The following is a 14,905-nucleotide window of genomic DNA, read 5'->3' on the forward strand; positions in this document are numbered from 1 at the left end:
CGCGCGCACCGGTGCGACAATCGCAGGGCTGACAGCATGACACCCGAAAACGACGCGGCGGCGCGGTATTTCTCGGCAATCACGGCCGCGCTCGGCGGCCTTGAAGTGTTCATGCGCGACGACCGCTCGCCGCTTTACCGGCATGGCATCGTCGCCAAGATCGTTGCCGAATACATCGCCCGGCTCGACAAGTCCTTTTCGTGCTGGCGCAACCGGCTGGGCTTTATGGACACGTTCCGCATTTCGCGCGCCGAAAGCGGCTACCCGGTGTTCCAGAACCTGCTCGAACTGGAAAACGACCGCCGCCAGGCCGACGGCCGGCTCGCCAACATTCCCCAGGCCGGCGAGCTGCGCGAGGAGATGGCCGACTTCATCCTGCGCCACAAGCAGTTCCCCGACGCGCTGCAGAAATCGATGGCCGAGCGGCTCTATCTCGAGGACGTCAAGAGCGAGCAGACCTTCGGTCCGTTCACGCTGGCGCAGACTGCGAAGGTTTCCGTCAATCCGAAGACGGCGCGGCCCTATTATCTGGTCCACTGGGCGACCTTCGACGGCAGCGCCAACCTGCCTTTGGTCTACATGGTGACGGTGGAGGATTCATCGGACAGCATGGTCAGCCAGCTTGTCGACCGGAGCGGCAAGCTCAACGACAAGGTCGACATTCCGCTGCCGGTCGACGGCCTGCTCAACCCCGAACTTGCCCATCGTTTCGACGATTTCACCGAGAAAAATTCGGCCTATACGCTGTCGCCGGCGACCATCGCCGTCAACCTCGACAAAGACTTCGAGCCACTGCACCCCAAGCAGCTGAGGCGGGTGGTGCTCGGTCCCTTCTACTCGGCAGGCATCACCGACAACAATTCGACGGTGACGGAAGTGCTGGCCAAGGTGCGCAAGCCCGAAAACGCCTGGCTTTTGACCTGGACCATCCAGGAAGTCTATTCCAAGGGCGAGAAGCCGGGCCGCAAGGGCCTGTTCTCAAGCGAGAAGACGACGCAGGAATTCTTCATCAACACCGATGACCTCGAGGCCGCTCGCCAGGGCGTGTCGAGCTACGAAAACCACGCGCTGATCCCGCACGAGGCTTATCAGGCGCTTTACGCCGCGGGCGAAGCACAAAAGATATTTGCCGGCTACAAGGTTCACATCCTGTCGAATGGGCAGGTGATATCGGATGTCTAGGAACCTGCTTTGCGTCATTAAAAGCCACGCAGCACTGAGGCGCCAGCAATGACCGGCGAAGCTAATATCTCCAGCAAGAAGCGGCAGCTCGATGCGCTGAAGAGGAGAGTTCGGCCCGGCGCCCTGGAAGGCTTGGAACACAGCCAGCGTATCGACATAACGTACACGTCGAACGCGATCGAGGGAAACACACTGACGGCGGGCGAGACGGCCCTGGTTCTGGAAAAAGGCATCACGATCAGTGGCAAGCCGCTCAAGGATCATCTCGAGGCAATCGACCACGCACGCGCATTGAGTTGGGTACTCGAAATCGCATCTAAAGACGACCATCCGATCATGGAGGCGGACATCCGCAATCTTCATCATCTGGTCGTGGCGAACTCCAAGCCGGAGATAGCTGGCCAATACGCCGACAGCGCCCGTTACGTGAATACCAATGTCGGCGTATTCAATTTTCCCGCCCCTGTGGAGATTCCAGCGCTGATGGAAGTTTTTTGCCGGTGGTTGAGCGCGGCGCCAAGCACGCCACGAACTGCGTTCGAGGCTCATCGGCGTTTCGTCGCCATTCACCCGTTCAATGACGGCAACGGGCGTACAGCACGCCTTTTGATGAATCTGGTGCTGGCGCGAGGTGGATACCCGCCGGTAGCGATCCGTCCCGAAGATCGCCCCGATTACATTGCCGCGCTCGAGATCGACCAGGGCGGCGGAGGGCACGTCGCTTTCGACAAGCTGCTTTTCGAAAGGCTGGACCAGACTTTGGACATCTATCTGGACGCAGCGCGTCAGGCGCAGGATCGTTCTGCGGAAGGCGGGAAAGTAATCCCGATAAGGAGCTGATCATGGACACCGGCCTGACCACCATCCCGGAAGCGGCTATCGAAAAGCACCGCGCCACCGCGCAAAGCTTCATCACCCGCATCGTCGTGCTGGAAGATCCCTCGCGCGAATCCGGCACCGCGCTTGCCGGCACCAACCGGCGCTTCGTTTCCACCGTCTCGGTCGGTTCGGTGCGGCGCACGCGCGAGGTCGAGCTGTCGAAGACCGTCGGCGCCGTCCATCCCGACGACCAGTTGCTGACCATCGCGCAGCACACGCTGCTCTTTCGCGCCCGGCGCGGCACGGCGCTCGCGCTGGCGGTATCGGACGTGTTCGCCGAAGGCTCCGATCTTGAAAGCCTGCAGGCCAGGAACACCCGCGCTCCGCTCGAAGGCGACGAGGCGTCCACCTTCAAGAAACTGCTGTCGGCCTCGGCCTATATCTCAGCTTTCAGCCTTGCCTCCTACCTGTTCCAGCTCATCGACAGTGACGGCGAGGCGCCGAACGACATACCAGAACCGGACTTCCTGTTCGACACGCCGCAGGACGCGGTGAAATCGATCCTGGCCGGTCTCGACAAGGCGATATCGGGCTCGACAGACGATACCGACCTGATGACCCGCGCCCGCGCCTTCGCCCGCGTCGCCATCGACGGACTTCTGGCGCGCAAAGGCCGCTTCGACGGCATCGGCCCGTTCGAGAACGCCCATATCCGCATCGACGCCGACGACTTCACCCTCGACGGCTTCGACGTCGCGCCGGGCAAGCGCTCCAAGCCGCTGGTGATGACCTTCAAGACGCCGGAAGAGGTCGTCGGCAATCACATCGCCAAATACCAGTCGGTCAAACTCGCCAAGATGCTGATGGCCTACGACTTCGAGCGCGAGCTGAACCCGTTCGTCGAGCTTGGCGGCTTCCTGTTCACCTTCATCGGCGACGGGGCGCCCGGCACCGGCAAAACGACGCTGATCCAGATGATCGCCGGCCTCGTCAACGGCTATTGCCAGGTCGCCGGCTATCCCTTCGCCTACGAGAACTTCGGCGTCGACCAGATCTCGTCCTACCAGGGCAAATCAGGCCAGAACTGCCGCCAGTTCATCAACAATGTCTTGAACCCGCGCGTCATCGGCTTCGGCACCATCGACGACATCGACCAAGTGGCCGCTAGACGCTCCGACGACCGCGCCTCGGCCGGCCAGCAGGAGATCACCGGCGTGCTGATGGATGCCTTCGCCGGCGCCGCCACCGTGGTGCGCGGCAATTGCTCGTTCGGCATGTTTTCCAACTATCCGGAGAATGTCGACGACGCACTGCGCCAGCGCGCCGGCGCCCGCTGGCTGGTCGACGGGCCTCAGACCCGCGACGACTATATCGACATTTTCGTGCTGCTCGCCGGCAAGAACCACGAGATCCCCCTGGGCAAGCACGAGCTCTACGCCGCGCAGGAAATCCAGCGCGCCGTGACCGAAGCTTATGAGGAGCATGAAAAGCCGCAGGAGGACGGGCTGATGCGGGTCTATGAGCGCTACATGAAGGAAAACGGCGCGCCCAAGACCATGGCCGACATCGGCAGCTACCTGCACCTGATCAAGGACGCCGAACCGCGCTTCACCGGCCGCGCCATCAAGAACGTCACCGACGCCATCAAGATGCGCGCCATGGACATCGAGCTTCCAGACGATTGGTTCGAAAAGCCGGAAGCTTTCATGCACAAGAGCTACGACGACAAGAAAGCGATGATCGAGGAACTGCGCGGCCCGTTCTCGATGGACATGGTCATGCAGGAGATCAACCGCTACGCCGATTCCGAATTCCGCTATTCCGACAAATCGGACGACGCCGCGGTGGAGAAGCTGCTGCGTGACGCAAGGCTGCGCGAACGCGCTGCGCGCGAAATGGAGGAGATGAAGAAGAAGGGTCTGTGGAATGCGTGAGGCGCGCCAGCCTTCCCTTCTCCCCTTGTGGGAGAAGGTGTCGCCGAAGGCGACGGATGAGGGGTGCTCCAGCTTGGCAAGGAGGGCGATCCTTCGCGCACCCCTCATCCGTCTCGGCGCTGCGCGCCGATCCACCTTCTCCCACAAGGGGAGAAGGAAGAGCCGCGCCCCTCATCCGCCCTTCGGGCACCTTCTCCCCGTAAACGGGGAGAAGGAAGATTGACCCACGCCCGCAAACCCGACCTCCTTCGCGACAACGAGCTCATCTACGGCCGTTTGCTCACCGTCGACGAGGCGCATCTCATCCAGCGTTACAACAAGGCGCTGGCTGCTTTCGGCCTCAAGCCCACCAGGCTAAAGAGCTTCCAGATCGACCGCACCGGCTTTTCGCCCGAAGTGGCCGAGGAGTGTGGCGACTACGACTATCTCGATCCCAACGAGGTCAACCGCCGCTTCATCATCCTGACGCCGTCGCAGATCGACCTGCCGGTGGTGCACACCGCCTTCTCCAACACCTCGCAGCTGATGTTCGAGTTCATGTCCAGGAACCAGCGCGCCATCGACGCGCTGACCATCAAGGACGTCATCTACGGCGAGATCGAGGATTCCGTTCCCAAGGTCAACGACATCGAGGACCTGCTGTCGATCAGCCAGGTCGAATTCAAAGTGCTGTCGGCGGAAGACGTGCTGGGCAAGGCCGCCGAACTCGGCAAGCTCGTCGACCGGCTGAAGCAGGAGCCCGACGCCTGGCGCGACGATGCCATGCTGACCCGCATGGTGGAACTCGCCAAGGTCTGCGGCGACATCCGCGAGAACGCGCTGGTGCCGGACCAGGTGATCTTCCGCCACAATGCCTACTGGACCAGCCATTTCGGCGGGCTCTATGTCTTTGTCGATCCCGACATGACGACGGTGATCAGCGATCCGGCCGCCCCCGGTTTTCGCCGCTCGCGGCCCTGGCAGGTGAGCTATCTCTCGATCAAGGACGCAGACAAGGTGTTCAAATTCCTGGCTGCCACCGGCCGCATCGAACTGCCGCGCGCTTCCTGGATCGAGGCCTCGGGCTATCTCGAGCATCGCGCCGAAATGGTGGTGCGCGCGCTGATCCGCGACGCCGAGCCGGACCGCAATTTAACCGATGTCGACAAGGTCTGGCTGCAGACATGGATCCAGAGCCATGCCGACCTGATCACCTCGGACGGGAATTTTCCTTTCCTCAACGCCGCCAAACGCGAGATCGCCCAGCTCGGCCATCTCAAGGTCGAGGATGCCTTCCCGCAGCAGCGTTTCCTGGTGGTCCGCGCCAAGCCCGACCATCCCGACGCCTGGCTGACCAACCGGCTGATCTCGGATTTCGTGCCGTCGGACTTCGTCTCGCGCTACATCTTCAACAAGGACGGCTTCTATAACGACTATGACGGCTTCAGCGACGCCTGGCGATCGCATGTTGTGGACGTTCTGAAAACCACATATTTGAAGGACAAGGTGGCGTTTCGCACACGCCTCTACGGCCTGACCGACTAGAACGAATGCACCGTCATTCCGTTCTAACTTGTTGTTTTGGTGCATGACGCTATCCAAAAAGTCTGCAACTTTTTGGCATCATGTTGAGGGGGTGATACAGCCATGCTCGATCCGATCGTGAATTTCTTCACCCGGATTTTCCAGTGGATCGGTCGCGGCATCGGCCTGTTGATCGGCGTGATCCTGTGGCCCTTCATGTGGGCCGGCCGCTGGTACACGCAGCGCGGCTGGATCCTCAAGGCGATAGTCGGCCTCGCCGTGCTGGTGCTGATCGGCCTCTACGCCAACTTCTTCTACGCCACCCAGTGGTGGAACAACTTCAACCCGAACTACCCGGACACCTATACTTTCGAGAAGCGCAACGTTTCCGCCGGTGAGCAGGTAGCCGCCGGGGCCGGCACCGACACGGCCAAGACCTGCGGCAACTCCGGCATCGCCCAGGTGGCGGCCGACCTGACCGACTTCAACGTCAACCAGAACGCCTGGATCTCGTCGATGATCCTCTACAAGCTCGGCCTGTTCGGCATAGACTGGGACAACACCCCGTGGATGGACAACAAGGCCTCTTTCCAGCGCGGCATCAATCAGGCGGTGCGACGTACGGCGACCGAGCTTGCCGACAATCTCGGCCGCGTGCGCACGACTTCGCAGATCGATGCCGACCTGCAGGACGCGCGCGGCAACCTGCAGTTCGACGAGTATACCTGGTACTTCGGCGTGAGCCCGTTTGGACCGAAGACGCCGACGCCGAGCTACTATCGCGACGCGGTGCGCAAGCTGCGTTCGTTCAATGCCCGGCTTGCCACCTGCCAGGCCACTTTCGATGCCCGCGCCGACAATTTGAAGCAGTATATCGACCGCATCGCCAGTGACATCGGCTCGACGTCCGCAATCCTCAAGGAGCGCGCCGAGAACCACAACAATGGCTGGTTCGACACCCGCGCCGACGACCGCTACTGGTTCGCCTATGGCCAGCTCTATGCCTATTACGGCCTGATGAAAGGCGCCCAGGCCGACTTCGAGAACGTCATCAAGGAAAAGCACCTGCAGAGCCTTTGGGATACGATGGACGCGCAGTTCGTGTCGGCCCTGCGTATCCAGCCCTTCATCATCGCCAACGGCCGCGAGGACGGCTGGCTGCTGCCGACCCATCTGACGACGATGGGCTTCTACGTGCTTCGGGTGCGCTCCAACATGGTCGAAATCAGCAACGTGCTGACGCAGTAGCGCTGTCCCACCGCAACACCAGCGATGGCGAATTTGCGCCGTCGCGTCTGTCGCATTCCGTGCATTGTGCGGCTGTTTTGAGACGGCGGAAGCGCCCCTGCTCTGGCTTCTATACGGCGCGGCAAGCGGAGCCATAAAGAACCGGGAATAGGTTGGCCCGCCGCAGAGGAATTTTCTCTATAGGAAACATAGTTGCATGAAAGTTGACTCCGCCGCAGCGACAGGGTTAGATGCCCCGCGCGTCCGGCTCCAGCCTTCTTGCGAGTGAGATCACCCCCCCTCCACCGTCCAATCCAGAGGAACGCCGTCATGGCCGAAGTGAAGTCCGACATCGAGATCGCGCGTGGCGCCAGGAAAAAGCAGATCCAGGAGATCGGGAAGAAGATCGGCATCCCGACCGAACATCTGCTGCCCTACGGCCACGACAAGGCCAAGATCTCCGCCGAATTCATCAAGTCGGTGAAGGGCAACAAGGACGGCAAGCTGATCCTCGTCACCGCCATCAACCCGACGCCGGCCGGCGAAGGCAAGACCACCACCACCGTCGGCCTCGGCGACGGCCTGAACCGCATCGGCAAGAAGGCGATCGTCTGCATCCGCGAAGCTTCGCTCGGCCCGAATTTCGGCGTCAAGGGCGGTGCCGCCGGCGGTGGTTACGCGCAGGTGGTGCCGATGGAGGACATGAACCTCCATTTCACCGGCGACTTCCACGCCATCACCACGGCGCACAACCTGCTCTCGGCGCTGATCGACAACCACATCTACTGGGGCAATGAGCTCGGCATCGACACCCGCCGCGTCGTGTGGCGCCGCGTCATGGACATGAACGACCGGGCACTGCGCGAGATCATCTGCTCGCTCGGCGGCGTCGCCAACGGTTTTCCGCGCGAGGCCGGCTTCGACATCACCGTCGCCTCGGAAGTGATGGCCATTTTGTGCCTTGCCACCGACCTGAAGGACCTGGAAAAACGCCTCGGCGACATCATCGTCGCCTACCGCCGCGACAAGTCGCCGGTCTATGCCCGCGACCTCAAGGCCGACGGCGCCATGGCCGTCCTGCTCAAGGACGCCATGCAGCCCAACCTCGTGCAGACGCTGGAGAACAACCCGGCCTTCGTGCATGGCGGCCCGTTCGCCAACATCGCGCATGGCTGCAACTCGGTCGTCGCCACAACGACGGCACTGAAATTGGCGGACTATGTCGTCACCGAAGCCGGCTTCGGCGCTGACCTGGGCGCGGAAAAGTTCTTCGACATCAAGTGCCGCAAGGCGGGCCTGAAGCCGGCGGCCGCCGTCATCGTCGCCACCGTGCGCGCCATGAAGATGAATGGCGGCGTCAAGAAGGAAGACCTTGGCAAGGAAAACGTCGAGGCGGTGAAAAAGGGCTGCGCCAATCTTGGCCGCCACATCGAGAACATCAGGCAGTTCGGCGTGCCGGCGGTGGTTGCCATCAATCACTTCTATTCCGACACCGATGCCGAGATCCAGGCGATGAAGGACTATGTCGCCTCGATGGGAGAAGAGGCGATCCTGTGCAAGCACTGGGCCAGGGGCTCGGCGGGCATCGAGGACCTCGCCAACAAGGTGGTGGCGCTGGCCGAATCCGGCGCCTCGCAGTTCGCGCCGCTCTATCCCGACGCCATGCCGCTGTTCGAGAAGATCAACACAATCGTCCAGCGCATCTATCGCGGCACGGAAGCGATTGCCGACAAGTCGGTGCGCGACCAGTTGCACGCCTGGGAGCAGGCCGGCTACGGCAACCTGCCGGTCTGCATGGCCAAGACCCAGTATTCCTTCTCGACCGACCCGAACCTGCGCGGCGCGCCGACCGGCCACACCGTGCCGGTGCGTGAGGTCAGGCTTTCGGCGGGCGCGGGCTTCGTCGTCATTATCTGCGGCGAGGTCATGACCATGCCCGGCCTGCCCAAGGCGCCATCCTCGGAAAAGATCTTCCTCAACGAGGCCGGTCAGATCGAAGGCCTGTTCTGATCTTTTGTCCCGACAACGAAGAAGGGCGCCGCATCGCTGCGGCGCCCTTTTGTTTGCCGATCGTCCTACGCGGCGCTGCGCGCCAGCGCCCGCTGGTTGGACGCATGGATCGTGTCGCGTTCCGGCAGCGCGCCGGTCTTGAGGCAGTCGATCCATTCGGCGGTCTTGAGCACGGCGGCGAAGCGCGACTGCAGGATGATGCTCACCACGCGATGGATCTCCTCGGCAGAGGCATAGCCGGCTCTGTTGGCGTAGGGCACCGAGCCGGTCGCGTCGGACAGGAACTCGACCGCGAAGCCCATATGCACGGCGTGGATGATGGTCGACAGATCGCAATTATGCGTCATGTAACCGATGACCGCGATCGTATCGACGGCATTGGCGCGCAGCCAATCCTCGAGGTCGGTGCCGGTGAAGGCGCTCGGCAAATTCTTCTCGACATAATGGTCGCGGCCACGCTTGGCGATCTCCGGATGCAGTTCGCCGCCATGGCTGCCCTTGGCGAAGATCGGCGACGTCTCGGGCGCCATCTGCTTGACGACCACCACCTTGATGCCGGCAGCGGCTGCGGCATCCATCGCGCGCGCCACGTTGATGACGCTGTCGCGGAACGGCGGATGCTGGATGGCCAGATTGCCGCCGTCATAGTCGTTCTGGACGTCGATGACGACGAGCGCGCGGCGCGGCGCGGTGTTGGCTGGGTCAGACATGATGTTTCCTTTCGGGCTTGAATGCGATGGGCCGAAAATAACCTGCTGGGTTGCGCATCAACAGTGGCCCGATTGACACCATTCGAAAGAATTGGGACAATCCACCCTCACACTGGAACGCCCCATGACCGCTCCCATCATCGCCGTCCTCGCCTTCGACGGCATCAGCCCGTTCCATCTCTCCGTGCCTTGCCTGGTGTTCGGCGCGGATCGCACCAACCTCGGCCTGCCACGCTTCGACTTCCGTGTCTGCGGGGTCGAGGAAGGGCTGATCCGGACCGATGCCGGGCTGAGCATCCTGGTCCCGCACGGGCTTGCCGCGCTCGAAGACGCGGATATCGTCATCATCCCGAGCTGGAAGGATCTCGAAGCGCCTCTGGCCAAACCGCTCGAGGAAGCGCTTCGCCGCGCCCACCGGCGCGGCGCGCTGATCGTCGGCCTGTGTCTCGGCACCTTTGCCCTCGCCGCAGCCGGCCTGCTCTCGGGACGGAAGGCGACCACGCATTGGGCCTATTCTGACCAGTTGCAGGCCCTTCATCCCGACATTTCAGTCGATGCCGACGTGCTCTACGTCGACGACGGCGACATCGTCACCTCCGCCGGCGTCGCGGCCGGGCTCGACTGCTGCCTGCACATCGTGCGTGCCCGCTATGGCGCCGAGGCGGCACTGCGGCTTGCCCGGCACGTCGTGCTTTCACCGCACCGGCAGGGCGGACAGGCGCAGTTCATCGAGCGTCCCGTGGCAAAAAGCGCCAATGCTGACCGTTTCACCGAGGCGCTCGACGCGGTTCGCGCGACATCGGGCGAAACGCACAGCCTCGACAGCGTCGCCGACGCCGCAGGCCTGACACGGCGCACTTTCACCCGCCGTTTTCAGAAATCGATCGGCACCAGTTTTGGCGATTGGCTGACCGGCCAGCGGATCGAACTGGCGCAACAGCTGCTGGAAGCCACGGACAAATCGATCGACGTCGTGGCCTTCGAGGCCGGCTTCGGCAGCGCCACATCGCTGCGCCAGCACTTTTCCGCGCGGCTCCGGACCTCGCCCGCGCAATACCGGCGTGAATTTTCCAGGCGGGCCGATGTCGGCGAGCGCATGGCGCATCTCCCGGCTGCATTGATTGGGCACGTAAGCGAACTCAGCCCCGACTGACCACCCGCGCCGGATTGCCGACCACCGTCGTGTTCGCCGCCACGTCGCGCGTCACCACCGCCCCGGCGCCGACAATGGCGCCTTCGCCGATGCTGACGCCGCCAAGGATGACCGCGCTGCCGCCGATCCAGGCATTGTCGCCGATCGTGACCGGCCTGGCGATCTCCAGTCCCGCCTGCCGCCCTGCCGGCTCCTTGTGGTGCTCGGCACAATAAATCTGCACATTGGGGCCAAGCAGCGTTCCCTTGCCGATGCGCACCAAAGCGGTGTCGAGGATGGTGCAGCCGGCATTGAGGAAAGCGCGGTCGCCGAGGAAAATGTTGAATCCGTAGGCACAGTGAAACGGCGCCTCGATGCGGGCACCCTCGCCCACGCCGCCCAGCAGTGTCCGCAGGGCTGGCCCGTTCCCGCGTTGACGGGGCGGAAGTGTATTATGCTCGAACACGGCATCCGCGGCCAAGCCGCGCAACGCGCCAAGATCGTCATCCAAGCACGTATACCATTCGCCGGCCGCCATTTTCGCCCGTTCGCTCTGAACCATGGCAGTGCCTCCGTTTGACATCATTGCGAACAGCGCCGAGGCAAGGACCAGGACGTGAACTTATAAACCGGGATGGCGGCTTGACGGAACTGGTCACCGTGCCGTCACGACCTTCGATCGCAAGCGGACATTCGCGATCCGCGCCCGGCGATGAAATAGTTCAAGACCACTGTCGATTTCCGGGTAACTCGTTCGTCCTCGATAGGCAGCCGGAGAAATTCGCCAAAGCAAGGAAACGACTGCGATGACAATCACCATCACGGCATTTGAACGATCGCCCGATGGCGGCAAGGGACTGGCGCGCGATACCCGTGTTCGCTGGGCGCTGGAAGAGGTGAGGCAGCCTTACGAGGTTCGTTTTGTTTCCTTTGCAAGGATGAAGGCGCCCGACCATCTGGCTATCCATCCCTTCGGGCAGATCCCCACCTATGAGGAGGGTTCTCTCTCGCTGTTCGAGACCGGCTCGATCGTGTTTCATCTTGCCGAGCAGCATGCCGGCCTGCTGCCGAAGGATCGCAATGCCCGCGCCCGCGCGATAACGTGGATGTTTGCCGCACTGAACACCGTCGAGCCGCCGATCCTCGAATTGACCACGGCAAGGATATTCGAAGCTGACAAGCCCTGGAGCGAGGCGCGCTTGCCGCTGGTTAAGAACCGTGTTCGGTCCCGGCTGGACAGTCTCTCGGCTCACCTGGGCGTCGCCGACTGGCTCGATGATGCGTTCAGCGCCGGCGATTTGTTGATGGTGTCCGTGCTGCTGCGACTGAGAATGTCAGGCATTCTGGACGAATACCAAAACCTGGCCGCCTATGTGGCGCGCGGGGAAGCTCGGCCCGCTTATATCAGGGCCTTCGCCGCGCAATTTGCGATCAACGCTCCATCAGGCAACTGACTCGCCTCGATCCGCTGTGGCTGCCCTCATGAGTCTGCGGCCTAGCCAAATATCCGACCTATGGTAGCTTGCCGTTTCAGGGCTGTTCCGGCCCGGCATCGAGAGGGATCGGCTTGCTCTACATCCTTGCACTTCTGATCGGCGTCATTGCAGGCCTGCGCGCCATGACGGCACCTGCCGCCATCGCCTGGGGCGCCTATCTCGGCTGGCTCCCGGTTGCCGGCAGCTGGGCGAGCTTCATGAGCCATTGGGCGGCTGTGGGCATCTTCACCGTCCTGGCCATCGTCGAACTGGTCACCGACCAGCTGCCGTCGACGCCAAGCCGCAAAGTGCCGCAGCAGTTCGGCGCCCGCATCCTGCTCGGCGCCTTTTCCGGCGCGGTGCTCGGCGCGGCCGGCGGCGCCACTATCGTCTGCCTGATCGCCGGCGCCATCGGCGCGGTCATAGGCACGCTGGGCGGTGCCGAAGCGAGAGGCCGGCTGGCGGCCGCTTTCGGCAAGGACCAGCCCGCGGCTTTCATCGAGGACGCGGTGGCGATCGTCGGCGGCCTGCTGATCGTGGCGGCGGTGGCATGACGGCGAAAACCTTCGATGCCATCATCATCGGCGCTGGCCAGGCGGGGCCGCCCTTGGCCGGTCGCCTGACGGCCGCGGGCATGAGCGTGGCGCTGATCGAGCGCAAGCTGGTCGGCGGCACCTGCGTCAACACCGGCTGCATGCCAACCAAGACCATGGTCGCCAGCGCCTATGCCGCGCATCTGGCTCGGCGCGCCGCCGACTATGGCGTGACGCTTTCGGGCCCGGTCGGGGTCGATTATCACAGGATCAAGGCGCGCAAGGACAAGGTCACCAACGACGCCCGTGGCAATCTGGAGACCTGGATCGCCGGAATGGAGCGCTGCACGCTCTATCGCGGCCACGCACGCTTCGAATCCGCCAACACGGTGCGTGTCGGCGACGACCTTTTGACCGCCGAAAAGATCTTCCTCAACACGGGCGGCCGCGCCTCGGTGCCGGACCTGCCTGGCATCCACGACATCGACTATCTGACCAACTCGTCGATGATGGATCTCGACGTTTTGCCGCGCCACCTTATCGTCGTCGGCGGCAGCTACATCTCGCTCGAATTCGCGCAGATGTTCCGCCGTTTCGGCTCGGAAGTCACCGTCATCGAAAAGAGCCCGCGCCTGACCGGCCGCGAGGACGAGGACGTCTCGGCCGCCATCCTGTCGATCTTCGAAAACGAAGGCATCGCGGTCCATGTCGGCGCCGACAACATCGGCTTCGTCAAACATGGTGGGGATATTGCCGTGACCTTCTCCGCCGGCAAGCCGCCCGCGATCGGATCGCATGTGCTGCTGGCGCTGGGCCGAACGCTCAATACCGACGATCTCGGCCTCGACAAGGCGGGCGTCGAGGTCGACAGACGCGGCGCGGTTGTCGTCGACGACCAGCTGCGCACCAGCGTGCCAGGCATCTGGGCGATGGGCGACTGCAACGGCAAGGGCGCCTTCACCCACACCTCCTACAACGATTATGAGATCGTCGCCGCCAATCTGCTCGACAATGATCCGCGCAAGGTCAGTGATCGCATTGAGGCCTACGCACTCTACATCGACCCGGCGCTCGGCCGCTGCGGCATGACCGAGGCCGCGGTGAGGAAATCGGGACGCCGCGCGCTGGTCGGCCAGCGGCCGATGACCCGCGTCGGCCGCGCCGTCGAAAAGGGCGAGACGCAAGGTTTCATGAAGATCCTCGTCGATGCCGACACCAGGGAGATCCTCGGCTGCTCGGTGCTTGGCCCCGGCGGCGACGAGGCGGTGCATTGCGTGCTCGACCTGATGTACGCCAAGGCGCCGGTCGATACGCTGGCGCGCGCGATGCACATCCACCCGACGGTTTCGGAGCTGCTGCCGACGATAGCCCAGGAACTCAAGCCGCTGGCCTGAGACTGGAGTTGTTCAGCGTTGGCAAACCGCCGAGCCGCTCTACGGGCGCCTCGGCGCCCGTTTTTCAATCTGCTCCACGCTTTCTGCATTGCTGCATTGCGGCAATGTCTGTTGCGCCCAGTCGGGATCGTCGCGCAGTCTCCAAATTGAACCGATTCAGTCTGGACCTCCCATGCCTTTGCCAATCCTTGCGCTTGCCATTGCGTCCTTCTGCATCGGCACCACCGAATTCGTCATCATGGGCCTGCTGCCGGAGGTCGCCGCCGATCTCGGCGTGACGATTCCCGCCGCCGGCCTGCTGGTCACCGGCTATGCGCTGGGCGTCGTCTTCGGCGCGCCTGTCGTGGCCATGGCCACCGCGCATTTGCCGCGCAAACCCGTGCTGGTCNGGCTTGCGGCCCTGTTCGTCGTCGGCAATCTCTTCTGCGCCATCGCGCCCAATTACTGGCTGCTGATGGCCGCGCGCGTCTTCACCGCTTTCGGCCATGGCGCCTTCTTCGGCATCGGCTCGGTCGTCGCCGCCAGCCTGGTGCCGCGCAACAAGCGCGCCAGCGCCATCGCGCTGATGTTCGCCGGGCTGACGCTGGCCAATATCCTCGGCGTTCCCGCTGGAACGGCGCTTGGCGAAGCCTTTGGCTGGCGGGCCACCTTCCTGGCCGTGGTCGGCATCGGCCTGATCTCGGTCGCGGCCATCGCCTGGCTGGTGCCGTCCGACGTCACGGAACCGAGCGGCGGCGGCCTACGCGCCGAAGTCCGCGTGCTCGGCAAGCTGCAGGTCTGGCTGGCGATGCTGATCGCGGCGCTGACCTCTGCCAGCCTGTTCGCCGTCTTCACCTACATCAAACCCTACCTCACCGACGTGTCGGGCCTATCGACCGCGGCGGTCACCTGGGTGCTTCTGCTGTTCGGCGCCGGCATGACCATCGGCAACATCATAGGCGGCAGGCTGGCCGACTGGAAACTGATGCCGACGGTGATCGCCACCT

At 63.2% G+C, this 14,905-nt stretch carries 13 protein-coding genes; 11 read left to right on the forward strand and 2 right to left on the reverse strand.

Annotated elements, in window-relative coordinates; translation table 11 throughout:
* Window positions 1–36 precede the first annotated feature (36 nt).
* From M653_RS0110950 to M653_RS0110980, 6 genes are all read left to right on the forward strand, one after another.
* A complete protein-coding gene (locus M653_RS0110950) occupies window positions 37–1,182 on the forward strand; it encodes a hypothetical protein (protein WP_027143402.1) in 1,146 nt (381 codons plus the stop codon).
* Between the two features lie 48 nt (window positions 1,183–1,230).
* Window positions 1,231–2,022: a Fic family protein gene (locus M653_RS0110955; protein WP_027143403.1), complete on the forward strand. Its 792-nt coding sequence runs from the start codon at window positions 1,231–1,233 to the stop codon at window positions 2,020–2,022.
* Between the two features lie 2 nt (window positions 2,023–2,024).
* Window positions 2,025–3,935 (forward strand): ATP-binding protein, encoded by a 1,911-nt coding sequence (locus M653_RS0110960; RefSeq protein ID WP_032935195.1) that lies wholly within the window; start codon window positions 2,025–2,027, stop codon window positions 3,933–3,935.
* A 219-nt stretch (window positions 3,936–4,154) separates the two neighbouring features.
* Entirely contained in the window at window positions 4,155–5,459 is a 1,305-nt protein-coding gene (locus M653_RS0110970) for a DUF6638 family protein (protein WP_027143406.1), read from the forward strand.
* Between the two features lie 102 nt (window positions 5,460–5,561).
* The gene (locus M653_RS0110975) at window positions 5,562–6,686 is read left to right on the forward strand and encodes a DUF2333 family protein (protein WP_027143407.1); all 1,125 of its coding nucleotides are present in this window, start codon (window positions 5,562–5,564) and stop codon (window positions 6,684–6,686) included.
* Window positions 6,687–6,995: 309 nt separating this feature from the next.
* Complete coding sequence (locus M653_RS0110980; protein ID WP_027143408.1) at window positions 6,996–8,675, forward strand: formate--tetrahydrofolate ligase; 1,680 nt, start codon at window positions 6,996–6,998, stop codon at window positions 8,673–8,675.
* A 65-nt stretch (window positions 8,676–8,740) separates the two neighbouring features.
* On the opposite strand, the gene M653_RS0110985 is transcribed toward M653_RS0110980, so the two are convergent.
* Complete coding sequence (locus M653_RS0110985) at window positions 8,741–9,385, reverse strand: cysteine hydrolase family protein (protein WP_027143409.1); 645 nt, start codon at window positions 9,383–9,385, stop codon at window positions 8,741–8,743.
* Window positions 9,386–9,509: 124 nt separating this feature from the next.
* Between M653_RS0110985 and M653_RS01000000132350 the strand changes: the two genes are divergently transcribed.
* Window positions 9,510–10,538 (forward strand): helix-turn-helix domain-containing protein, encoded by a 1,029-nt coding sequence (locus M653_RS01000000132350; protein ID WP_051442645.1) that lies wholly within the window; start codon window positions 9,510–9,512, stop codon window positions 10,536–10,538.
* Here M653_RS01000000132350 and M653_RS0110995 read toward each other — a convergent pair.
* Complete coding sequence (locus tag M653_RS0110995) at window positions 10,525–11,079, reverse strand: sugar O-acetyltransferase (protein WP_027143410.1); 555 nt, start codon at window positions 11,077–11,079, stop codon at window positions 10,525–10,527. The genes M653_RS01000000132350 and M653_RS0110995 overlap by 14 nt on opposite strands.
* 244 nt (window positions 11,080–11,323) lie before the next feature.
* Here M653_RS0110995 and M653_RS0111000 point away from each other — a divergent pair, with 244 nt between their 5' ends.
* From M653_RS0111000 to M653_RS0111015, 4 genes are all read left to right on the forward strand, one after another.
* Window positions 11,324–11,971: a glutathione S-transferase family protein gene (locus M653_RS0111000; RefSeq protein ID WP_027143411.1), complete on the forward strand. Its 648-nt coding sequence runs from the start codon at window positions 11,324–11,326 to the stop codon at window positions 11,969–11,971.
* A 113-nt stretch (window positions 11,972–12,084) separates the two neighbouring features.
* A complete protein-coding gene (locus M653_RS0111005) occupies window positions 12,085–12,546 on the forward strand; it encodes a membrane protein (protein WP_027143412.1) in 462 nt (153 codons plus the stop codon).
* Window positions 12,543–13,919: an FAD-containing oxidoreductase gene (locus M653_RS0111010; protein ID WP_027143413.1), complete on the forward strand. Its 1,377-nt coding sequence runs from the start codon at window positions 12,543–12,545 to the stop codon at window positions 13,917–13,919. The genes M653_RS0111005 and M653_RS0111010 overlap by 4 nt, the downstream gene beginning before the upstream one ends.
* Window positions 13,920–14,091: 172 nt before the next feature.
* Window positions 14,092–14,905, forward strand: an 814-nt coding sequence (locus tag M653_RS0111015; protein WP_027143414.1) for an MFS transporter, incomplete at its 3' end; no start/stop codon positions are given.

The sequence above is a fragment of the Mesorhizobium sp. WSM3626 genome (assembly GCF_000513935.1).
GTDB classification, from domain to species: domain Bacteria; phylum Pseudomonadota; class Alphaproteobacteria; order Rhizobiales; family Rhizobiaceae; genus Mesorhizobium; species Mesorhizobium salmacidum.